The sequence below is a fragment of the Serinibacter arcticus genome (assembly GCF_004786095.1).
Taxonomy (GTDB): domain Bacteria; phylum Actinomycetota; class Actinomycetes; order Actinomycetales; family Beutenbergiaceae; genus Litorihabitans; species Litorihabitans arcticus.
Genome location: NZ_RHPJ01000001.1, coordinates 471,021 through 492,145 on the forward strand (window position 1 = coordinate 471,021; position 21,125 = coordinate 492,145).

Consider the following 21,125-nt stretch of genomic DNA (forward strand, 5'->3'; position numbering starts at 1 on the left):
CCCGCCCCATCGCGCACAATGGTCGGGGCCGGACGGCGGGGAGCCACCCGCGGGCGCACGACGACGGAGGAACCAGTGGCGGACGACAGCAGGCACGACGAGACGTCGCGGCCGACGCACGGGACCGACCCCGCGGCCGACCCGGCCGGGACGGAGCCCGGGGCCCCGGCGGCCTACCCGCCGCCCCAGCAGGTCCGGGGCACGGTCTCGGGCGGGGCACCCTCGAGCACCCAGCACGCCCAGCAGCCCCAGCAGCCCGGTCAGCAGCAGCTGCCCGGCGTGCAGCAGCTCCCGCCGGCACGCCCCGTGCAGTCCAGCCGCCCGCAGCGCCCCGCGACGCCCGTCCGTCGCGCCCCGACCTCGCGCCCGAAGGACGCCCCGCACCGGGACGGCGACGACTCCGGCGCGGCAGCTGACGGCGAGGCCGCCGGCGGATCGTCGCGTCGCGGGCTCGGACGGTTCCTCCTGCTGGTCGCGGCCGCCGTCCTCGCCTCCTCGCTCCAGCTGCCGTGGTCCGTGCTCGCCCTCGTGCTGGCCGTCGTGGCCGTGGTCGTGGGGATCCGCATGCTGATGTCCTCGCGCGGGACCACCCGAGCGATCTGGAACCCCCTGATCATCGCGTCGCTGGCGATGAGCGGGTTCGTCGCGCTGACCAGCGGCGCGGCAATCGTGTCGTGGCCCGCCCAGATGGACCTCCAGCAGTGCCGCGACCGCGCGCTGACGCACGGGGCCGAGGCCGCCTGCGAGGCGCGGTTCACCGAGGACCTCCTCGGGTTCCTCAGCCGCGGCTGAGACGGCGCCCCAGCGGCGAGGTCGCGACCCGCGCGCGCACGCGCCGCCACGCGGCGGCCACCTCGCGCAGCACCGGGTAGCGCGCGGGGAGATCCAGGCGTCGAGCCCCCGTCACCAGGAGCCACGCGAGCACCGACGCGAGCGCGGTGGTCACCCCGGCGGCGAGGGCGACGGCCGGGGCCGAGGTGCCGACGGCCGCGAGCGGTCCGACGGTCGCACCGTCGGCGCCGCCCGAGAGCCCCGCCAGCACGGTGAGGAGCGCCGTCGTCGTCACGGTCGCCGCGGCGAGCGTGAGGATCAGTCGCCGGAGGTCGCCGGCGGTGCGTCGCACCACCCCGGTCAGGGCGAGGGTCAGGACGAGCACGGGAAGCACGACGGCGGCGGCGCCGGGTCCGCCGCCCGACTCCGGGATCGCCGCCAGGATCGGGATGACCGGCAGGGGGCCGTCCGTGACACCCGCCGGGACGACGTCGACGAGACCGATCGAGAACCCCGGTCCGAGCCACCAGGACAACGCCCAGACCGCGAACGTCGGGAGCGCCAGCAGCTGACCGACCACCAGCACGACCGTGCTCAGGGCGTCCGGGCCGAGCGCACGCTGCACCTCGAGCACGTCCGACGCCCGGGTGAGCAGGAGCAGCAGCACCGTCGCGACGCCGAGCGCCACGAGGGCGAGCGACGCGCGAAGGCCGCTCCGGGCGCCGTCGGCGAGCGCGGTGACGACGGCGTGCTCCGGCAGCGCCGGCAGCGCTCCCGACCGCCAGGCACCGACCGTGACCGACATGGCGACGACGACGGCCGTGGTGATCCCCGCGCGAGCGCTGACCGAGGCCTCGGCCAGCGAGTAGGCGCCGCCGACCGCTGCCGCGGCAGCCAGGGCCGCGACGAGGAACGCCGCCGGGTGCGTGAGCCGCGCCCGGCGGACGCTGCCGGCGAGCAGGCCGGCGGTCAGCAGGGTGAGGGCGAGCGGGGCCAGGGTGACCGCCGTCGCGGTGCCGTCCGCGGCGACGACGGGCATCTCCTGCCCGAGTCCCAGGAGCCAGCCCGCGCTGCCGCTGCGGGCGGCGTCGAGCCAGCTGGCCTCCCCCAGCGTCGGCGAGGCGACCGTGGCGACGTAGGCCGCGATGACGGGCACCGTGACGAGAAGCCAGGAGATGATGACGGACTCGAGACCGGCGCGCAGCGCCCGCACGAGCTGGGGCCGGAGCACCCCCTCGCGCGCCCGCGCGGCGGGTTCCAGGACGGTCCACCGCCGGGGTGCGCCATACTCGCTCGACCCGCCGGGGCTGCGGATCGCCAGGGCCTGCGTGTCACCCGCGTCGTCGTCGTCGTCCGACTCGTCGTCGAACCCGTCGTCCGCGGCGTCGTAGCGCTCGTAGGCGTCGGTGTCGCGCGCGTCGGCGGGCGTGGCGTCACGTCCGGCGCGGTCGCGGGCGGGCGCCGCGACGGGTCGCGGCGTGAGTCGGGGTGCGGGAGGACGGGCCATCGTTCCCATGGTGCAACGCGACGACGGCGTGGCTCGTGAGCCACGCCGTCGTCGATGGTGCGTCTGATCTCACCGGGCGGCACGCGCCCGGGCGCGGGCCTCAGCCCAGCAGGTCGCGCACGAGCTGCGCGGTCTCGCTCGGCGTGGTGCCGACCTTGACCCCGGCGGCCTCGAGGGCCTCCTTCTTGGCCTGCGCGGTCCCGGCGGAGCCGGAGACGATGGCGCCGGCGTGGCCCATCGTCTTGCCCTCGGGGGCGGTGAAGCCGGCGACGTAGCCGACGACCGGCTTGGTCACGTTGGCCTTGATGAACTCGGCGGCCCGCTCCTCGGCGTCGCCGCCGATCTCGCCGATCATCACGATGACCTCGGTGTCGGGGTCGGCCTCGAACGCCTCGAGGGCGTCGATGTGGGTCGTCCCGATGATCGGGTCGCCGCCGATGCCGATCGCGGTGGAGAAGCCGTACTCGGACAGCTCGTACATCATCTGGTAGGTCAGCGTGCCGGACTTCGACACCAGGCCGACCTTGCCCGGGCCCGTGATGTTCGCGGGGATGATGCCGACGTTGGACTTGCCGGGGCTGATGATTCCGGGGCAGTTCGGGCCGATGAGGCGCACACCCTTGGCCTGCGCCAACGTGAAGAACTCCGCGCTGTCGGCGACCGGGACGCCCTCGGTGATGATGACGACGAGCGGCACGCCCGCCTCGATCGCCTCGACGACGGCGCCCTTCGTGTGGGCCGGCGGGACGAAGATGACCGAGACGTCGGCGCGCGTGGCCTCGACGGCCTCGGCGACGGACCCGAAGACGGGCACGTCGACGTCGGCGCCGTCGGCGCCGGGGAAGGTGACAGAGGTGCCGGCCTTGCGGGGGTTCACACCGCCGACGATCGTGGTGCCCGAGGCGAGCATCCGGGTGGTGTGCTTGAGGCCCTCGGAGCCGGTCATGCCCTGGACGATGACGCGCGAGTCGGCGTCGATGAAGATAGCCATGTCTGGTTCAGTCCTTCTGTGTCAGGGGGAGGCGGGGCTCAGGCGTTGGCCAGCTCGGCAGCCTTGTCGGCGCCGCCGTCCATGGTCTCGGCGAGCGTGACGAGGGGGTGGGCGGCCTCCGCGAGGATGCGGCGCCCCTCCTCGACGTTGTTGCCGTCCAGGCGGACGACCAGCGGCTTGCTCGCCTCGTCGCCCAGGATCTCCAGCGCCTTCACGATGCCGTTGGCGACCTCGTCGCACGCGGTGATCCCGCCGAAGACGTTGACGAACACGCTCTTGACCTGCGCGTCACCCAGGATGACGTCGAGGCCGGCGGCCATCACGGCCGCGGACGCGCCGCCACCGATGTCGAGGAAGTTGGCCGGCGTCACGCCGCCGTGCTTCTCTCCGGCGAGGGCCACGACGTCGAGCGTGCTCATGACGAGCCCCGCACCGTTGCCGATGATGCCGACGCTGCCGTCGAGCTTGACGTAGTTGAGGTCGTTCTCGGCCGCCTTGGCCTCGAGCGGGTCGACCGCGGAGGCGTCCTCGAGCTCGGCGTGGTCCGGGTGGCGGAAGGAGGCGTTCTCGTCGAGCGAGACCTTGCCGTCCAGGGCCACGATCTTCCCGGCGCCCGTGCGGACCAGCGGGTTGACCTCGACCAGCGTGGCGTCCTCGGCCTGGTAGACCGTCCACAGCTTGGTGAAGACGTCGGCGATGTCCTCGGCGATGTCGGCGTCGAAGCCGGCGGCGGCGACGATCTCCGCGGCCTTGGCCGCGTCGATGCCGACCGTCGGGTCGACCTCGATGCGGGCGAGGGCCTCGGGGCGCTCGACGGCGAGGATCTCGATCTCCATGCCGCCCTCGACGCTGGCCATGGCCAGGTAGGAGCGGTTCGCGCGGTCCAGCAGCACGGAGAAGTAGAACTCCTCGGCGATGTCGGCGCCCTCGGCGATCATCACGCGGTGGACGGTGTGGCCCTTGATGTCCATCCCGAGGATCGCGGCCGCGTGGTCGTAGGCCTCCTGCGGGGTCTTGGCGACCTTGACGCCGCCGGCCTTGCCGCGGCCTCCGGTCTTGACCTGGGCCTTGACGACGACGACGCCGCCGCCGCCCAGCTTCTCGGCCGCCGCGCGTGCCTCGTCGGGAGTCGTCGCGACGATGCCGCCGAGCACGGGGACACCGTGCTTCTCGAAGACGTCACGTGCCTGGTACTCGAACAGGTCCACAGAGGTCCTTCCGTTTCACGCCGGATCTCGGCGCTGGGATGCAGAGGTGTCTCGACGTAGAGACAACGCGACCACCCTAGCCCGCGAGAGGGGCGCGTGGGGCGTGCCGCAGGTCACTGCGCGCCTCGCGGAAAGCGCCTTCAGAGTGAGGTGCCCGCCGCGACGAGGCTCACCCCGAACAGCATCAGGAGCGTCCCCAGCACGATGGAGACGACGCCGAGCACCCGCAGCGAACGCGGTGGGCGACCGATCCAGGCGATCTTCCGGCGGCCGTCGAGCACGACCTCGAGCCGCTGGCCGACCTCGACCGGCGTGGGCTGGAGCGGACGTCGAGCGGGGACGCGCACGGTGCCGCCGTCGTCGTCGACGTCCAGGTGGAGGATCTGGAAGGTGGCCTGCGGCACCACCTCCGCCACGACGGCCGATCGGGTGCGGCGTCCCGAGGAGCGCCAGATCGTGAAGGCGCCGTTGGCGAGCGAGAACAGGCCGAGGAGCCCGAGGACGAGACCGACGAGGGTGGGGAAGGACACGCGTCGATCCTAGGGCTGCCGCTCGCGCGGCCGCCCTGGAAGGCGGGCCGTCAGAGCTTGGTGACAGGCGAGTACCGCAGGAGCAGCCGCTTGGTGCCGCCGCTGCCGAAGTCGATCTTCGCCACCGCGCTCGAGCCGGAGCCCTCGAGGGAGACGACGGTGCCGAGACCGTAGGAGTCGTGCGTGACGCGCTCTCCCACCGCGAGCGTGGGCACGTCCGCCTGCGCCTTCGCGGCGCCCGCGCCACCCGAGGCGTCGGTGCGCCGCGGACCGAAGGACCGGGTCAGGTCGGATCGACCGCCCCGGGCTCCCGTCCCCCCGGACTCGCCGCGCGTGCCGCTGCCGTAGGCGGGTGAGAAGTCGCCGTCGTCGCTCCTGCGCGATCCGCCGCCGGAGCCGTAGCCGCCGCGGGAGCCGTAGCCGCCGCCCCAGCCACCGCGCAGGGTCTGCATCGAGGACTCCTCGCGCCGCCACTCGAGCACCTCGGTGGGGAGGTCGTCGATGAAGCGTGACGCCGGCAGCTCGTTGGGCACGCCGAACGCCGTGCGGACGGCCGCGCGCGTGATGTAGAGCCGGTGCCGGGCGCGGGTCAGCGCGACGTAGGCCAACCGTCGCTCCTCGCTCAGCTGGTCGGGATCGGCGAGCGAGCGCTGGTGCGGGAAGGTGCCGTCCTCGAGACCGGTGACGAACACGACGGGGAACTCGAGGCCCTTGGCCGTGTGCACCGTCATGAGGGTGACGACGCCGTCGCCGCCGTCCTCGGTGGGGATCTGGTCGGCGTCGGCCACGAGCGCCACGCGCTCGAGGAAGTCGACCAGGTCGCCGTCGGGGTCGGAGGCGGTGAACTCCGCGGCGACGGCGTGCAGCTCGGCCAGGTTCTCCACCCGCGTCGCGTCCTGCGGGTCGTCGCTGGCACGCAGCTCCGCGAGGTAGCCGGAACGGTCCAGCGCGGCGTCGAGCACCTCGGCCGGCGAGCCGCCCGCCTCGAGCAGCTCGCGCAGCCCCGACATGAGCTCGGCGAACTCGCCGACGGCCCCGGCGGCGCGCGCCGGCATGCCGATCTCCTCGTAGCGCTCGACGGCGGCCCCGAACGAGATGCGCTCGCGCTCGGCGAACCACGCCAGGGCGCCCTCGGTCCGGTCCCCGATCGCGCGCTTGGGCACGTTGAGGATGCGCCGGATGTTGACGGAGTCGTCGGGGTTGGCGATGGCACGCAGGTAGGCGATCGCGTCCTTGACCTCGCGGCGCTCGTAGAACCGCGTCCCGCCGACGACCTTGTACGGGATGCCGGAGCGGACCAGCACCTCCTCGAGCGACCTCGACTGGGCGTTGGTGCGGTAGAACACCGCGACGTCGCCCGGCTTGACCCCGTCGGAGTCGCCGAGGGCGTCGATCTCGTCGGCGACGAAGCGCGACTCCTCGTGGTCGGAGTCGGCGACGTAGCCGATGATCTTCGGACCGCTGCCCTCGGCGGTCCACAGGTTCTTGGCGCGGCGCCCCGGGTTGCGGGCGATCACGGCGTTCGCGGCCGTGAGGATGTTCTGGGTCGAGCGGTAGTTCTGCTCGAGCAGGATGGTCCGGGCCTGCGGGTAGTCCTCCTCGAACTCGAGGATGTTGCGGATCGTGGCGCCCCGGAAGGCGTAGATCGACTGGTCGGCGTCACCGACGACGGTCAGCTGCGCCGGCGGGACGACCGACGGCTCCGGCGCACCGTGCGTGGCGTCCCCCTCGGGCACCTCCCACCCGGTGGTCGAGACGCCCGCCAGCTCCTTCACCAGCACGTACTGGGCGTGGTTGGTGTCCTGGTACTCGTCCACCAGCACGTGGCGGAACCGGCGGCGGTAGCTCTCCGCGACGGCCGGGAACGCCTGCAGCAGGTGCACCGTGGTCGCGATCAGGTCGTCGAAGTCGAGCGCGTTCGCCTGCCGGAGGCGGTCGGCGTACCCGCGGTAGGCCGCAGCCAGGTTCGCCTCGTAGGCGTTGGACTCGCTGACCGTGCGCGCGAACTCGTCCGGGTCGATGAGCTCGTTCTTGAGGTCGGAGACGCGCTTGCTGAACGCCTTCGGCGGGAACCGCTTCGGATCGAGGTCGAGACCGCGGCAGACCAGCTGCATCAGGCGCTGGGAGTCCGCGGAGTCGTAGATCGAGAAGCTCGAGCGCAGCCCCAGGGCCGCGTGCTCACGGCGCAGGATGCGCACGCACGCCGAGTGGAACGTGGAGACCCACATGCTCCGCGCCGGCGGGCCGACCAGCTCCTCGACGCGTTCGCGCATCTCGGCCGCGGCCTTGTTGGTGAACGTGATGGCCAGGATCTCGCCCGGACGGGCCTGACCGGTGGCGAGGAGGTGGGCGATCCGGTTGGTCAGCACGCGCGTCTTGCCCGAACCTGCTCCCGCGATGATGAGGAGCGGACCGCCCGTGTGCTCGACGGCCTCGCGCTGCTGCGGGTTCAGCCCCTCCAGGAGCGACTCCGCCGAGCGGCCGGTCCGCAGGTGGCGCCCGCCCCCGACGGGACGCCCGCCGTTCTCGCCGTCGGTCCCGTCCCCCGCGCCGCCTGCTCCCCTGCCCCCGCTGCGCGCCAGGGGGACGATGCCGGGCAGCCGGGCTCCCGGGGCCGTCACGGCGAGCGCCCCGAGCGAGGAGGACGCGTCACGTCCGTCGCTCCCGGGACCGGGCAGGAGGTTGTCGAAGAGAGTCGTCATGGCCCCTCCAGCGTAGATCTCACCGCCGACATCGACGCACCGCTCCACCGCTCCACCGCTGGACGGAGGCGCCCCACCGGCGCTCGTGGCTACCGTGTCGTCGTGACCAACGATCCCGAGCTGCTCACGTGGCGCCGCCCCGGCCCCACGCCCGGTGAGCGACGCGCCGACGCGGGCATCGCCGTCGGGCTCCTCGCCCTCGCCATCGGCTCCCTCGTGCTGGGCCGCGCGTTCGGCATGTACGGCGAGGCGGGTGGCGCCGCCCCCCTGCCGCTCGCGGTGGGCGTGCTCGCCGCGGTGACGCTCCCGCTGGCGTGGCGACGCCGCTACCCCAGCGTGGTCGCCGTCGTCGCCGCCGTCGCCTTCGTCGCGGTCGGTGAGATCCCGGTGGCGGAGGCGACCGTCTCCAACATCGCCCTGTTCATGGCGATCTACACGATCGGCGCGTGGGAGCCCGACCGTCGCCGCGCCACGGTCGTGCGCCTGACCATCGTCGCGGTGATGTTCGTCTGGCTGCTGACCTCGTTCTTCCGCGCCAGCACCGCCGACCTCGGGCTCGAGGACGCGGCCGGCTTCGGCGCGATGACCCCGGTGGCCGCCCTGATGCTGCAGCAGACGATGGTCAACGTCCTCTACTTCGCCGGGGCCTACTGGTTCGGCAACCACGCCTGGAACGCGGCCAGGCAGCGCGCCGTCGGCGAGGCCAGGACGCAGGAGCTGCAGCGCGAGCGCGCGCGCCTGTCGCAGCAGGCGATCACCATCGAGCGGCTGCGCATCGCGCGCGAGCTGCACGACGCCGTCGCGCACCACGTCTCGCTCATGGGCGTGCAGGCCGCGGCCGCACGGGCCCTGCTCGCGCACGACACGCGCGCCGCCGAGACCCAGATCGAGGCGCTCGAGGACTCCTCGCGCGGCGCCGTCGCTGAGCTCTACAACCTGCTCGGGACCCTGCGGGACGACGAGGCCGTCGACCCCGACTCCGCCCCGGGGATCGACGACCTCGACGACCTCGTCGCGGAGTCGCGCACGGCCGGCCTCGCGATCGACGTGCAGCGGATCGGCGAGCCGCAGCCCCTGCCACCGCTCGTCTCGCTGAACCTCTACCGCATCACGCAGGAGTCCCTGACGAACGTGCTCAAGCACGCCGGCACCGGGGCGACGGTGTCGGTCCGGCTGCGCCACCACGACGGCAGCGTCGAGCTGGAGGTGGCCGACGACGGCGCGGGCCGCCCCACGCGGGCCACAGGCGCCGGGCTCGGCCTGCTCGGCATGCACGAACGCGTCAAGGCGCTCGCCGGGACCCTCGTCGCGCAGCCCCGGCTCGCCGGCGGGTTCCTCGTGCGCGCGACGGTCCCGCTGCCCGCTGCCACGACGCCACCCCCCGCCGCCACCCCGACCTCGGTCCCCACCCTGGAGAGCACCCGATGACCGCACCCGTCCGCATCGTCCTGGTCGACGACCACGCCCTGATGCGCGAGGGCATCCGGACGATCCTGCAGCTGCAGGGCGACATCGACGTCGTCGGGCAGGCCGGGAGCGGCGAGGAGGCGATCGAGGTCGTGCGCCGCGAGCGCCCCGACGTCGTCTGCATGGACGTGGAGATGCCGGGGATCGGCGGGCTCGAGGCGACGCGACGGCTGGTCGCGGACCCCGACGTGTCCGCGCGCGTGCTCGTGCTGACCACGTTCGAGCGCGAGGACTACCTGCTCGCGGCCCTCACGGCGGGCGCCAGCGGGTTCCTGCTGAAGAACTCGCGACCCGAGCAGCTCGCCGACGGCATCCGTGCCATCGCCGCGGGCGACTCGCTGCTCTCGCCCGAGGTGACGCGCGCCGTCATCGAGCGCGCGGTCGCGGGCGGGAACGGCGCCGTCGACGCCCCGGCGCACGCATCGCCGTCGATCGGTGACCCCGCGAGCGCCGCCGCCGTCGCCTCGCTCACCGAGCGCGAGGTCGAGGTGCTCGCACTCCTGGCGCAGGGCCTGTCCAACGACGAGATCGCCGCGCAGCTGTTCGTCGGCCGCGCGACCGTGAAGACCCACGTCTCCAACGTGCTGATGAAGCTCGCGCTGCGCGACCGGGTGCAGGCGGTCGCGTTCGCCTACCGCCACGGCCTGGTCGACCTCGGCTGAGTCCCGCGGCTGACGCGACCGACCGCGCCGACCGCCCCTCTCCCCCACGAGGCGGAGCCGCAGGATCGCCCGCACGGCTGAGGCGCCGCCGTCGCCGCTCTCCTAGCGTGGAGGCAACGACGAGCGGGAGGACACCCGATGATCAGCCTCACAGGCATCACCAAGAGCTTCGGCAGCCGCCAGGTGCTGCAGGACGTCTCCTTCGACGTCGCGCGCGGCCGGCTGACGGGCTTCGTCGGCGGCAACGGCGCCGGCAAGACCACGACCATGCGGATCATCCTCGGGGTGCTGAACGCGAGCTCGGGCGAGGTGTCGCTGGACGGCCGACCCATCGACGGCGACGCCCTGCGCAGCTTCGGCTACATGCCCGAGGAGCGCGGCCTCTACCCGAAGATGGAGATCAACGAGCAGCTGACCTACCTCGCGCGGCTGCACGGCATCGACAAGCAGGGCGCCACCCGGCGCGCCGACGACCTGCTCGAGCGACTCGGTCTCGGACCGCGACGCAAGGACAAGCTGGAGTCGCTGTCGCTCGGCAACCAGCAGCGCGTGCAGGTCGCGGCCGCGCTCGTGCACGAACCCGACGTCCTGATCATGGACGAGCCGTTCTCCGGCCTCGACCCGCTCGCGGTGGACGAGGTCGTCACCGTCATCGGTGAGCACGCCGCACGCGGCATCCCCGTGCTGTTCTCCTCCCACCAGCTCGAGGTCGTCGAGCGGCTGTGCGACGACCTCGTGATCATCGCCGGCGGCGCCATCCGCGCCACCGGCACCCGCGAGGAGCTGCGGACCGCGCACAGCAGCGCGCGCTGGGAGCTCGAGGCCCGCACCGACACCGGGTGGGTGCGGGGCGTCCCCGGCGTCCGCGTCGAGGAGCTGGCCGGCGACACCACCGTCTTCCACGCCGACGAGGCGGTCGCCCAGCAGGTGCTGCGCGACGCCGTCGCGCGCGGCGAGGTCACGTCCTTCCGGCCAGTGCGGCCCACGCTGGGCGAGATCTTCCGCGACATCGTCGTGGACGTCCCCCGCAGCGACGACGAACCCACCACCCCGAGCACGAAGGAGGAGGCGGCATGAGCACGCCGACGCAGCAGGACCGACGGACCCCCGCCGCCCCGAGGACCGGCCGCCGACCCGGCGCGCCGGTGAGCGCCTGGAACGCGACCCTCCTGGTCGCCGAGCGCGAGATCTCCAGCCAGATCCGCACGAAGTCGTTCATCATCTCCAGCATCATCACGCTCGTGCTGATCCTCGGCGGCATCATCGTCTCGAGCCTCGTCGGCGGCAGCGCCACCGACGAGCCCGAGCCCGCCCGCGTGGCGGTCCTGCCGGGTGCGAGCGAGGTGGTCGACGGCGTGGAGACGCTCGAGGGCGTCGCCGTCGCCGATCGCGCAGAGGCCGAGGCGCTCGTGCGCTCGGGCGACGTCGACGCCGCCGTGGTGGAGGACTCCGCCTCACCCTCGGGGATCGCCGTCCTCGCGCTGGACGAGGCTCCGTCCGACGTGGTCCAGGCTCTGTCGGTCGCCCCCGCCGTCGAGCTGCTCGAGCCGAAGCCGACCTCCGACGGCCTGCGCGCGCTCATCGGGATCGCCTTCGGCCTGGTCTTCATGGTCGTCGCCCTCGGCTCCGGCGCGATGATCGTGCAGAACACGGTGCAGGAGAAGCAGTCCCGCGTCGTGGAGATCCTCCTGGCCGCGGTCCCCGCCCGGGCGCTCATGGCCGGCAAGATCCTGGGCAACAGCGTCATCGGTGTCGGGAACGCCGCGGCGATGGCGGCGGTCGCCGCCCTCGGTCTGGCCCTGACCGGTCAGGGGGCGCTGCTGGACATGCTCTCGGCGCCGCTGATCTGGTTCGTGGTGTTCTTCCTGTTCGGCTTCGTGCTGGTCGCCAGCATCTTCGCCGGCGGTGCGTCGATGGTCTCGCGGCAGGAGGACACCGGCGCCATCATGAGCCCAGCCATGATGCTGATCATGCTGCCGTACTTCGGGGTGGTCTTCTTCGCCGACAACACCCTGGTGATGACGATCCTGTCCTACGTGCCGTTCAGCGCCCCGGTCGCGATGCCGCTGCGACTGTTCTTCGGCGAGGCCGCCTGGTGGGAGCCGCTGCTGTCGCTGGGGCTGCTCGTGGTCTCAACGCTCGCGGTGATCGCCCTGGCCAGCAAGATCTACACGAACTCGCTGCTCAAGATGGGTTCGCGGGTCTCGCTGCGCGAGGCGCTGCGGGGTTCCTGACCCCGGACGCACCGACGCCGAGGGCGCCGATCTCAGTCGAGGTCGGCGCCCTTGCCGCGTCCGCCGCGCAGGCGGTGCCGAGCGGCCCAGTACTTCCGTCGGGCGAGGCCGACCACGCCCGCCTCGCGCGTCTCGTGGCCGATGGCCTCGAGCGCCCGACCGAGGCGGTTCTCCAGGTCGACGATCCGCTGCTCGACGGCGAGCACGTGCCCGGCGAGCTCCTCGTGCCGCTCGTGCATGAACCGCGTCAGGTACATCAGGTCGCCGTCGCCGCGTTCGGCGACGTGCCGGCGAAGACGCTCGTCGCGCAGCCGGAGGTCGACGTCGAGGTGGGCGTCGGCGTCGACGATGACGCTGTTGCCCAGCTCGTCCGTGGCCGCGCGGCGCTGGTGCCAGAACGCGAGCGGTTCGCCGGGCATCACGGTCACCGGGCCCAGGGTCGCCAGGCGGAGGTTGAACTCCCAGTCCCCGACCACCGACAGCGACTCGTCGAACTTGCCGATCTCCTCCAGCACCGACCGCCGCAGCAGCAGGCTGATCGGCACCATGCGGTTGTAGCGCATCAGGTCGAGCACCGTGACGAGGCGGACGTGGGGCTCGAAGATCTCGCGCCCCTCCTCCACGAGCCGCTCGACGCCGTCGACCGACCTCTCCCACACGATCGCCGTCCGGGCGGCGACGGCACGGTCGGTCGGGTGGTGGCGGAGGTGAGCGACGGACCTGGCGAGGAAGGCCGGGTCCCAGGTGTCGTCGTCGTCGTGGATCGCGAGCATCTCGCCGCGGGCCAGCTCGACGCCGGCGTTGGACGCGGCCTCCATCCCGGTGGACACGATGCGGTGCAGCACGCGAACCCGGTCCTCCAGCCCGACGACCTGTGCCACGACGGCGTCGACCTCGGCCGCATCGCCGGCGTCGTTGACGACGACGACCTCGAGCGACGAGAACGTCTGGCCGGCGATGTCGTCCAGCGCTCTGGCGAGCATCGTGGGGCGGTCCTTGGTCCGCACGACGACGCTGACCACCGGCGTCGACGGCGACGTGACGTCCACCTCGGCGCCCGGCGCGACGACGCGGGCGACCTCGGGAAGGTGGCTGCTCGTCCTCGCGTCGCCCGAGATCCGACCCGTCGCCACGGCGTCGCTCGCCGTGTCCCAGAAGGCCGACGCGTGCGCGGCGAGGGCGGGCGCGGCCGCGGCGAGCGCGCCCGCGACACGGTCCCGGCCCTCCCACAGCGCCAGGAGCCGCCGCGACAGGAGGTCGGGGACGACCTCGACGTCGGCCAGCGGAAGGACGGCGCCGTCGAGCCCCCAGGAGCCGAGCGCACCCGCGAGGCGGACGCGGGAGTAGTCGTCGGCGGCGATCGCCAGCGCCGGCACGCCGCCCTCGGCCGCGAACACCGCGGGGTGGTAGCGCGTCGTGACGACGATCGCGGCCTCGCGCGCCCGTCGCGCCGCGACGAGCGCGTGCTCGACGTCGAGCGAGACCGCCGGGGCGGCGAGCGCCGCGGCGATCCGGTCGTGGATCTCGATGTCCACGTGCCGCGTGCCGGGCACGGCCATGTGGGGCACGAGGTGGATCGGGGCCCCGGAGCGCTCGGCGAGGTCGTCCAGCGCCCGCACGAGGCGGGGCAGCGCGGCGTCGTCGACTCCGAGGCTGCCGTGCGCGATCGTGACGACGACGGCACCCGCCGAGGACTCGGGGGCGGACGGCGACGGCGCGACGCCCGTGGGCACCGGGACGTCGCCGAGGAAGGCGGCGTCGTCGAGCACGCGGTGCACGAGACCGTCGGGCAGCAGCCGCTCCAGGAGTCGTTGCGTGGCGTCCTCGCGGGCCCCCACGGCGAGGGTCCCGGACAGTCCGTCCACCAGGGTGCGCACGTCCGGCCTCGTCAGGGCTGGCCCGACCGTCTGTCCCGTGACGAGCGTCGGCAGGTCGAGGGAGCGCGCGATCGCGAGGGCGGCCATGCGCTCGTACATCAGCCAGCCGTAGCGCGAGTTCATGTTGCCGCCGCCGGCGACGACGAGGGCGTCGCACGTCCGCAGGGTCGCGCGCAGGGCGTGGACGGGGTCGTCGTCGGTGAGGTCGTGCTCGCGACCGGCGAGGAGGTTCTGGATCGAGGCGAGGTAGGCCTCGCGCTCGGCGGGGGCCCAGGGGAAGACGGGGGTGGGCGCCGTGGCGACGTCGCCGCCGAACCGGGCGCGGGTGTCCGCCTCGTCCCTGGTCAGGATCACGGTGGTGTGCCCGCGGGAGGTCAGGGCGTGGTTGAGAGCGTGCACCATCGCTTCGTCGCCGACGTGGTACACGAGCTGACCGACGTCGCCGAGGACCGCAACACGCATGGGCCCGACCCTACCGTCAGGAAATCGTGAGCGCCCGGTGAGACCCCCCGGCGCGGCTCGGCGCGAGGGCCTGGCGCGGCCTGCGAGCGTCGCGCACGACGGCGTGGGACGCCCCGAGGGTCTCCTCGCGCGTCACCTCCCCCAGACCCGCATCAGGAAGGCTGCCATCGCGTCCCGGTTGACGGGCTGGAGGGGGCGGAACGTGCCGTCGCCGAAGCCGTTCGTGAGGTACTCGGCGGCCATCCAGGAGATCTCGCGGTGGAACGGCGACGTGGTGGACACGTCGGGGAACCTCGATGCCACCGGTGTTACGAAACGCGTGGTGCTGGACCGTGGCGTGTCAGCCCACCGGCCGAAGGCGTCGACGTAGCGGTAGAGGAAGGCCGCCATCGCGTCCCGGCCCACGGGTTCGAGCGGTCGGAAGGTGCCGTCCAGCCACCCCGTCGAGATCCCGGAGTCGGCCAACCAGGTGATCTCCTTGTAGAACTGGGTGCCGACGGGGACGTCGGCGAAGGGTGAGGCCTCGGGCGCGGTGAACGGCGGTTCGCCGGCGAGACGGTAGAGGAACGCGGCCATCGCGTCACGGTTGACGCTCTGCAGCGGCGCGAACCGGCCGTCGGGGAAGCCGGTGGCGACCCCTCGGTCCTTGACCCACGCGATCTCTCGTGCGAACTGGTTCGAGGCGAGCACGTCGGTGAAGACGTCCGGAACCACGATGGCACCCAGCGCGGTCGTCGTGCCCAGCCGCGCGGACACGGGCATCAGGGCCCCCTCGGTCGCGAGCGCCGGTCCGGCAGGGGTGTCGATCAACACGTGCTCGCCGAGGAACGTCTCGACGCGCAGGCCGTAGGTCGTCGAGGAGAGTCCCGGCACCAGGAGCCGGGCGGAGCCGTCACCACTGCCGGTGCGTTCCGCCGAGGCCCCCGCAGGGGTCGCCGAGGCGCCGAGGAGAGTGACGTCCGCCCCGGCGGAGTCGACGAGCCGTCCCGTGATCGTCCCGCCGAGAGGCATCGAAACCGGGCCGAGCTCCCGCCAGCTGGATCCGATCGTGACCACGGGGGCCGTTCCGGACTCGTTGCTCACCCACCGCCCGGCGTCGTCGAGCCAGCCCGACGGGTAGAGGTTCGTCCTCCGGTCCTGGTTGAGCGCGACGGTGTGCGGGCCCGGGGAGAGCTGCGTGATCGCGTGAGACTGCCTGTCGCGGTGGATGACCATGCCGTGCCGGGTCGGCCCTCCCGCCGGCCCGACCGGCGTCACCTGGAGCAGGAGAAGATCGGCCGCGGGTCCGTCCAGGACCACGGTGAGCCTCGTCGTCGACCCGACGGCCTCGGCGGAGCTCGGAGCGGGGGCGCTGACGACGACGAGCGCGGCACAGGCGAGCGCGGCGAGAGCGGCGGTCGTCCCGCGGCGGGCCCGTGCCGTGAGGGAGGTGGCGCGGGGGCGCCCGGTCGGGGACATCAGAAGCCTCTCGAGCGGTGGAGGAAGGCGGCGACGGCGTCGCGCTGCACGGGATCCGACGGTCGGAAAGAGCCGTCCGGGTAGCCGGTGGACACCGAACGGTAGGACATCCAGGCCATCTCCCTGAAGAACGGTGTCGAGGTCGTCAGATCGGTGAACGGGCTCGTCGACGGTGCCTGGAACCCCGCGGTCGTCGACTGCGACGTGCCTCGCCAGTGGCCCGCGACGCTCACGTAGCGGAACAGGAAGGCCGACATGGCGTCACGGGCCACCGGCTGCAGCGGACGAAAGGTGCCGTCCGGCCAGCCGGTGCTGATCCCGGTCGACGCGAGCCACGTGATCTCGCGGTAGAAGGCCGCGGAGGGAGGCACGTCGACGAACGGTGAGACAGCAGGGGGATCGAAGAACGGTCGCCCCGCCATCCGGTAGAGGAACGCCGCCATCGCGTCGCGGTTCACGGGTGCCCGGGGGCGGAAGGACCCGTCGTCGTAACCGTTGACGATGCCCCCTTCGCGCGCCCAAGCGATCTCCGTCGAGAACTGATTCGTGGCACGGACGTCGGCGAACACGTCCCGGACGATCACATCACCGAGGTCGGTGGTCGACCCCAGGGCGAGACCGGGGGCGAACGGGTCGCCCGTGCGACTCATCACGAGCCCGTGCGGCCCCTCGACCAGGCGGTACCGCTGCCCGATCACATCGGCCTCGACCGTGTATCCCGTCTCCGCGAGTCCGCTCAGCCCGAAGGCGCCGCTCGTGCCCGATGTGATGCGGGTCGGCTGGCTGAGGTCCTGAGCCGTTGCGTAGACGTTCATGGCCTGGACGGGAGCTCCTGCGGAGTCGACCAGACGGCCCGTCAACCCCGCACCGGCCGGGACCGTGACCGGGCCGACCGAGACCGGGCTCGTGCCGACCTCCACCAGGGGTGGCGGTGCCGTCGTTCGGGGAAGGGACCGACCGTCGGGCGCCACCCAGACGGTCGGACGGTCGTCGAACGACACCTGGACGCTGTACCGGCCCGGCTGCAGACCGAGGAACACCGCAGGCTCGCGCGCGCCCTGCGCGATCACGGCAGAGCTGCGGTATCCCTCGACCTCACCGACCCCGGAGACGTTGACGAAGGCCCGTCCAGCATCCGGATCCGCCAGGACGACCGTCAGACGTGTGCCCGGCGCAGCCATCGCGGGAGCGATCCCGATGCAGGCGGCGAGCAGCGCCACGACGATGACGGAGAGCACTCTGCGCACGGCGGTTCCTTCTCGATGAGGCCGCAGCACCGCAGCCGATGCCGCGACCCTAGCGGTCCGTCGAACGGTGCGCGCGTCGAGGGCGCGGCGCCGGTGTCGGACGCGTCAGAGCAGCCGCCGCGCCGCCGCCCACCGGGTGAGCTCGTGCCGGGAGGACAGCTGCAGCTTGCGCAGCACCGCCGAGACGTGGGTCTCGACCGTCTTGATCGAGATGAACAGCTCCCCGGCGACCTCGCGGTAGGAGCGGCCGCGCGCGATCAGTCGCATCACCTCGCGCTCGCGCGCGGTCAGACGGTCCATCTCGTCGTCGTCGGCGGCCTGCTCGGCCGCGCCCGCGGCCCCGACGGCACCGAACGCGTCGAGCACGAAGCCCGCCAGCCGAGGCGAGAAGACGGCGTCGCCCCCGGCCACCCGCACCACGGCGTCGCACAGCGCCTCGGGGCTGATGGACTTCGTGACGTAGCCGCGCGCGCCGGCGCGGATGACGCCGACGACGTCCTCCGCGGCATCGCTCACCGACAGGGCGAGGAACCGCACGCCGGGCGCCAGGTCGGCGCACTGCCTCGCCACCTCCGCGCCCCCGCCGCCGGCGCCCCCGGGCAGGTGCACGTCCAGGAGGACGACGGCGGGCCGCTCCCGCCGGACGACGGCGACGGCGCTCGGCACGTCCGCCGCCTCGCCGACGACGTCGATCCGCGCGTCCAGGGACGCGCGCACCCCCGTCCGGAACATGTCGTGGTCGTCCACCAGCACGACCCGCACGGGCTCGCCGGGCTCCCCTGCCGCCGCTGCCGTCCGGTTGTTCTCGCTCATCTCACTCCTCGCCGTCGCCCCGGGTGTCCCGGGGAAGATAGATGCGGACCTCGGTCCCGCCGTCGGGGACCTCGCGCACGCTCGCCTGGCCGCCGCGCCGCCGCACCCGGCCGAGGATCGACTCCCGCACGCCGAACCGGTCGGCTGAGACCGCGTCGGGGTCGAACCCGTCGCCGTGGTCGCGCACGAAGACCTCGACCTCGGTCTGCGACGCCTCCAGGTACACCGACACGGGCGGCCGCCCGTGCGCGACCGCGTTCAGCAGCGCCTCCCGTGTCGCGGCCAGGACGGCGTGCGTCTCCTCGGTCGGGACGACGTCGCCGACCACGACCGTCTCGATCTGGGGCGCGGTGCCGTCGGTGTGGGTGCGGGTGTCCTCGATCTCCGCGACGACCTCCTTCACCTGGACCGCGAACGACGTCGCGGCCGGGGCCCGGTCGTCGTACAGCCACGAACGCAGGTCGCGCTCCTGCGCCCGCGCGAGCCGCACCACCTCGGGCTCGGTCGAGCGGGTGCGGATGAGCGCCAGTGTCTGCAGCACCGAGTCGTGCAGGTGGGCGGCGATGTCGGCGCGCTCGGACTCGCGCTCGCGCTCGGCGCGCGCGTCGCCCAGCTCCCGCACGAGCCGGAGCCACCACGGGGCCAGCACCAGGGCGACCCCGGCGAGCACCGCGATCGCCGCGAGCGCCGACTGCACCATCACCACCGGCTCGGCCCGCTGCCCCACGAGGAGGAACACCCCCGTGGCGGTGATCGCGATCCCGCCCGCGAGGCGTGCCACCCGCACGCGGCCGGTGATCGCGCCGTGGCCGTGACCCGCACCTCCCGGGCGCCGCGCGTCGAGCTCGCTCCATGCGAGCGCGGCGCCGGCGAGCAGCAGCAGCACCGGCACGACCCAGTTCTGGCCGGGCCCCTCCCCGAGCCGCGACGCCAGCAGGAGCGCGGCGACCGCGAGCAGGCCGAGGGCGACGACGACGTCGCTCACCTTCAGACCGCGGCGCGTCCCGCCCTCGGCGGCCGTCAGGGGGCGCGCGAGCCGGGCCCATGCGGGGGCGGCGGGCTCGCGTCCCGGGGTGCCCGGCGGGATCGTGACCCACCAGAAGACGTAGGCGAGCGCCCCGACGCCGCCGAGCAGCGTGGCCAGCGCCAGGACGGCGCGGACGATCCGCACGTCGATCCCCAGGTGCGCCGCGAGGCCCGCGGCCACCCCGGCGATCCAGCGGCCCCGCTGCGGGCGCAGCAGCCGCACGCGCGACGGCGCGGGGGCGGCCGGGCGGTGCGGCGCCGGGGGGACGGGTGTGCTCACCCGACGATCGTGGCACGCAACGGCGGCCCCCGACCCCCCGTCGGGGCGATCTCAGGGTCGGACGGGGCGAGAATCAGGGCGGTCCCCGATGGCTGGCCCGCCGTTCTCACCGCCAGGCTGGGTGCCATGTCCACACCACTCGAACCACCGCCGAGCACCCCCGCCGGCGGGAGCACGCCGCCCACCACCCAGCCGTTCTGGACGTGGGTGCGTGATCTCGGCATCCGCCGCAGCCAGGAGCGGTGGATCGGCGGCGTCGCCGGCGGTGTCGCCGCCCGCTGGGGCCTCGACCCGCTCGTGGTCCGCGGCCTGTTCGCCGCCTCGCTCCTCCTGGGTGGCGTGGGCTTCCTCGCGTACGGCGTCGCCTGGGCGCTGCTGCCCGAGCCCGACGGCCGCATCCACGCCGAGCGCGCGCTGCGGGGTCACGGTGACTCGGCGCTCGTCGGGATCGGCCTCTTCGTCGTGGCCGGCATCGGTCCGGCGAGCTGGTTCGGTGCCGGCTGGGCCGGCGACGGCGCGTGGAACGGTCTGCGCGGCACCGGGTGGATCGTCGTCGCGCTCCTCGTCTACCTGTACGTGCGCCACCGCCGGACGGGGAAGGGTGCGCACCGGAACGGCGGTCAGAACGGCGCCGGCGGTGCGGGCCCGACCCCGCAGCCCTCCGGAGCGGCGCCGCTGTGGGGATCGGCCGCTCCGAGCGCCGCGACCTCGCCGGCACCCACGGTGCAGGACCTGCAGGATCCGTACGGATCGCCCGCCGCCGCCGTCTCGACCACACCGTTCGAGACCGTCGTGCTGCCTGACGCCTCCGCATCCTCGAGCTCCGCCGCCGCAGGCGCCTCCTCCCCGTCGGGATCCGCCCCCTGGGCGGCCTCGTACGCCGCACCCAGGCCGCCGGCCCCGCTGGTGCGGGGTCCGGGCGGGGCGATGGTCGCCGTCGTCGCCGCCCTGGCGATCCTCACGGTCGCCGGCCTGCTCCTCGCCAACCGGGCGGGCGTGGTCGCCGGGTCCGGCTGGGCGCTGACCGTCGGTGTGCTCGTCACGCTCGTCGGGGTCGCCACCGTCGTCACGGGTCTCCGGGGTCGCCGCAGCGGCATCCTGATGCTGTTCGCGATCGTCGGTCTGGTCGCGGCGCCGTCGGCCCTCACCAACGCGCAGGGCTGGAACTGGGACTGGGAGGGCCAGCAGGTCTTCGGCGAGGTCGACATCACGCCGACCACGCGCGACGAGGCCGCCGCCGCCGTCAGCATCGGGGCGGGATCGGCGCGCATCGACCTCACGCAGGTGCCGCTGACCGACGAGACCCTGACCGTGCCGATCTCGATCAACGCCGGCGAGATCGTCGTGGTCGTGCCGCAGGGCGCCGACGTCCGCGCCGACCTCGACATGTTCGCGGGCGAGGTCAGCTGGACCGTCGACGGTCAGGACGAGCACGTCTCCGGCCGTCTGCCGGACGAGCTCGTCTACTCCACCGACAGCGTCGCCGACGGCGCGCAGCCCCAGCTCGTGCTCGACCTGCAGGTCGGCGCCGGCGACGTCCAGATCACGGAGGCCACCTCATGAGCAGCACACCGCACGACCGCACGTTCGACACCGCTCACACGGCGCCCGGTGCGACGCCACCCGTCACGCCGTTCGGGCCGCACACCCCGGAGCGCCCGATCGCGCGCGGTCCGCGCCCCGGCACGGTGGTCTGGGGGCTGGTCGTGATCGCGGTGGGCGTCCTGACGATCGTCGTCTCGACCGGGTTCTCGCTCGACCTCGAGCTGACCGCGATCATCGGACTCGCGGCCGCCGGGGTGCTGCTGCTGCTCACCGCGGTCATCGGCTCGGCCCGCGGCCGGCGTCGCTGACACCGCCTGCGGCCCCCGCACCACACCCGTGGGGAGG

17 protein-coding genes are annotated in these 21,125 nt (G+C 73.6%); 7 read left to right on the forward strand and 10 right to left on the reverse strand.

Going from position 1 to position 21,125, the window contains the following annotated elements; translation table 11 throughout:
- The first annotated feature begins 75 nt into the window (after nt 1–75).
- Nucleotides 76–792: a hypothetical protein gene (locus SERN_RS02200; protein ID WP_135848475.1), complete on the forward strand. Its 717-nt coding sequence runs from the start codon at nt 76–78 to the stop codon at nt 790–792.
- Here the strand turns inward: SERN_RS02200 and SERN_RS02205 are convergent.
- The 5 genes from SERN_RS02205 to SERN_RS02225 all read right to left on the reverse strand — a co-directional run bounded on the left by SERN_RS02205 (nt 779) and on the right by SERN_RS02225 (nt 7,709).
- Nucleotides 779–2,278 (reverse strand): cell division protein PerM, encoded by a 1,500-nt coding sequence (locus tag SERN_RS02205; protein ID WP_135848476.1) that lies wholly within the window; start codon nt 2,276–2,278, stop codon nt 779–781. The genes SERN_RS02200 and SERN_RS02205 overlap by 14 nt on opposite strands.
- Before the next feature lie 100 nt (nt 2,279–2,378).
- Entirely contained in the window at nt 2,379–3,269 is an 891-nt protein-coding gene (gene sucD, locus SERN_RS02210; protein ID WP_135848477.1) for a succinate--CoA ligase subunit alpha, read from the reverse strand.
- A 38-nt stretch (nt 3,270–3,307) separates the two neighbouring features.
- Nucleotides 3,308–4,477 carry an ADP-forming succinate--CoA ligase subunit beta gene (sucC, locus tag SERN_RS02215; protein WP_135848478.1) on the reverse strand — a complete coding sequence of 390 codons (1,170 nt, stop codon included), beginning with the start codon at nt 4,475–4,477 and terminating at the stop codon, nt 3,308–3,310.
- Between the two features lie 140 nt (nt 4,478–4,617).
- Nucleotides 4,618–5,007: a hypothetical protein gene (locus tag SERN_RS02220; RefSeq protein ID WP_135848479.1), complete on the reverse strand. Its 390-nt coding sequence runs from the start codon at nt 5,005–5,007 to the stop codon at nt 4,618–4,620.
- Between the two features lie 50 nt (nt 5,008–5,057).
- The gene (locus SERN_RS02225) at nt 5,058–7,709 is read right to left on the reverse strand and encodes a UvrD-helicase domain-containing protein (RefSeq protein WP_135848480.1); all 2,652 of its coding nucleotides are present in this window, start codon (nt 7,707–7,709) and stop codon (nt 5,058–5,060) included.
- Nucleotides 7,710–7,811: 102 nt separating this feature from the next.
- Between SERN_RS02225 and SERN_RS02230 the strand changes: the two genes are divergently transcribed.
- The 4 genes from SERN_RS02230 to SERN_RS02245 all read left to right on the forward strand — a co-directional run bounded on the left by SERN_RS02230 (nt 7,812) and on the right by SERN_RS02245 (nt 12,072).
- Nucleotides 7,812–9,137, forward strand: coding sequence for a sensor histidine kinase (locus SERN_RS02230; RefSeq protein WP_135848481.1), 1,326 nt, complete (start codon nt 7,812–7,814; stop codon nt 9,135–9,137).
- Nucleotides 9,134–9,838 carry a response regulator gene (locus tag SERN_RS02235; RefSeq protein WP_135848482.1) on the forward strand — a complete coding sequence of 235 codons (705 nt, stop codon included), beginning with the start codon at nt 9,134–9,136 and terminating at the stop codon, nt 9,836–9,838. Before SERN_RS02230 ends, SERN_RS02235 begins: the two co-directional genes overlap by 4 nt.
- Before the next feature lie 138 nt (nt 9,839–9,976).
- Nucleotides 9,977–10,915, forward strand: coding sequence for an ABC transporter ATP-binding protein (locus SERN_RS02240; protein WP_135848483.1), 939 nt, complete (start codon nt 9,977–9,979; stop codon nt 10,913–10,915).
- Nucleotides 10,912–12,072, forward strand: coding sequence for an ABC transporter permease (locus SERN_RS02245; RefSeq protein WP_135848484.1), 1,161 nt, complete (start codon nt 10,912–10,914; stop codon nt 12,070–12,072). Before SERN_RS02240 ends, SERN_RS02245 begins: the two co-directional genes overlap by 4 nt.
- Nucleotides 12,073–12,104: 32 nt before the next feature.
- Here SERN_RS02245 and SERN_RS02250 read toward each other — a convergent pair whose 3' ends face one another.
- The 5 genes from SERN_RS02250 to SERN_RS02270 all read right to left on the reverse strand — a co-directional run bounded on the left by SERN_RS02250 (nt 12,105) and on the right by SERN_RS02270 (nt 19,235).
- Complete coding sequence (locus SERN_RS02250) at nt 12,105–14,411, reverse strand: polysaccharide pyruvyl transferase family protein (RefSeq protein ID WP_135848485.1); 2,307 nt, start codon at nt 14,409–14,411, stop codon at nt 12,105–12,107.
- 132 nt (nt 14,412–14,543) lie between these two features.
- The gene (locus SERN_RS02255) at nt 14,544–15,869 is read right to left on the reverse strand and encodes an S-layer homology domain-containing protein (protein WP_135848486.1); all 1,326 of its coding nucleotides are present in this window, start codon (nt 15,867–15,869) and stop codon (nt 14,544–14,546) included.
- On the reverse strand, nt 15,869–17,116 hold the full coding sequence (locus SERN_RS02260; protein ID WP_135848487.1) for an S-layer homology domain-containing protein: 1,248 nt from the start codon (nt 17,114–17,116) through the stop codon (nt 15,869–15,871). Before SERN_RS02260 ends, SERN_RS02255 begins: the two co-directional genes overlap by 1 nt.
- Before the next feature lie 105 nt (nt 17,117–17,221).
- Complete coding sequence (locus SERN_RS02265; RefSeq protein WP_135848488.1) at nt 17,222–17,929, reverse strand: LuxR C-terminal-related transcriptional regulator; 708 nt, start codon at nt 17,927–17,929, stop codon at nt 17,222–17,224.
- A 1-nt stretch (nt 17,930) separates the two neighbouring features.
- Complete coding sequence (locus SERN_RS02270; RefSeq protein WP_135848489.1) at nt 17,931–19,235, reverse strand: ATP-binding protein; 1,305 nt, start codon at nt 19,233–19,235, stop codon at nt 17,931–17,933.
- Nucleotides 19,236–19,361: 126 nt separating this feature from the next.
- On the opposite strand from SERN_RS02270, the gene SERN_RS02275 reads away from it, so the two are divergent.
- Both SERN_RS02275 and SERN_RS02280 read left to right on the forward strand, forming a co-directional pair.
- Complete coding sequence (locus SERN_RS02275; RefSeq protein WP_135848490.1) at nt 19,362–20,798, forward strand: PspC domain-containing protein; 1,437 nt, start codon at nt 19,362–19,364, stop codon at nt 20,796–20,798.
- Nucleotides 20,795–21,088 (forward strand): hypothetical protein, encoded by a 294-nt coding sequence (locus SERN_RS02280; protein WP_135848491.1) that lies wholly within the window; start codon nt 20,795–20,797, stop codon nt 21,086–21,088. Before SERN_RS02275 ends, SERN_RS02280 begins: the two co-directional genes overlap by 4 nt.
- Nucleotides 21,089–21,125 lie beyond the last annotated feature (37 nt).

Coding starts and splice junctions, on each gene's coding strand:
- SERN_RS02205 (WP_135848476.1), bottom strand. CDS start 2,278: ATGGCCCGTCCTCCCGCACCCCGACTCACGCCGCGACCCGTCGCGGCG.
- sucD (WP_135848477.1), bottom strand. CDS start 3,269: ATGGCTATCTTCATCGACGCCGACTCGCGCGTCATCGTCCAGGGCATG.
- SERN_RS02225 (WP_135848480.1), bottom strand. CDS start 7,709: ATGACGACTCTCTTCGACAACCTCCTGCCCGGTCCCGGGAGCGACGGA.
- SERN_RS02235 (WP_135848482.1), top strand. CDS start 9,134: ATGACCGCACCCGTCCGCATCGTCCTGGTCGACGACCACGCCCTGATG.
- SERN_RS02240 (WP_135848483.1), top strand. CDS start 9,977: ATGATCAGCCTCACAGGCATCACCAAGAGCTTCGGCAGCCGCCAGGTG.
- SERN_RS02245 (WP_135848484.1), top strand. CDS start 10,912: ATGAGCACGCCGACGCAGCAGGACCGACGGACCCCCGCCGCCCCGAGG.
- SERN_RS02250 (WP_135848485.1), bottom strand. CDS start 14,411: ATGCGTGTTGCGGTCCTCGGCGACGTCGGTCAGCTCGTGTACCACGTC.
- SERN_RS02255 (WP_135848486.1), bottom strand. CDS start 15,869: ATGTCCCCGACCGGGCGCCCCCGCGCCACCTCCCTCACGGCACGGGCC.
- SERN_RS02265 (WP_135848488.1), bottom strand. CDS start 17,929: ATGAGCGAGAACAACCGGACGGCAGCGGCGGCAGGGGAGCCCGGCGAG.
- SERN_RS02275 (WP_135848490.1), top strand. CDS start 19,362: ATGTCCACACCACTCGAACCACCGCCGAGCACCCCCGCCGGCGGGAGC.
- SERN_RS02280 (WP_135848491.1), top strand. CDS start 20,795: ATGAGCAGCACACCGCACGACCGCACGTTCGACACCGCTCACACGGCG.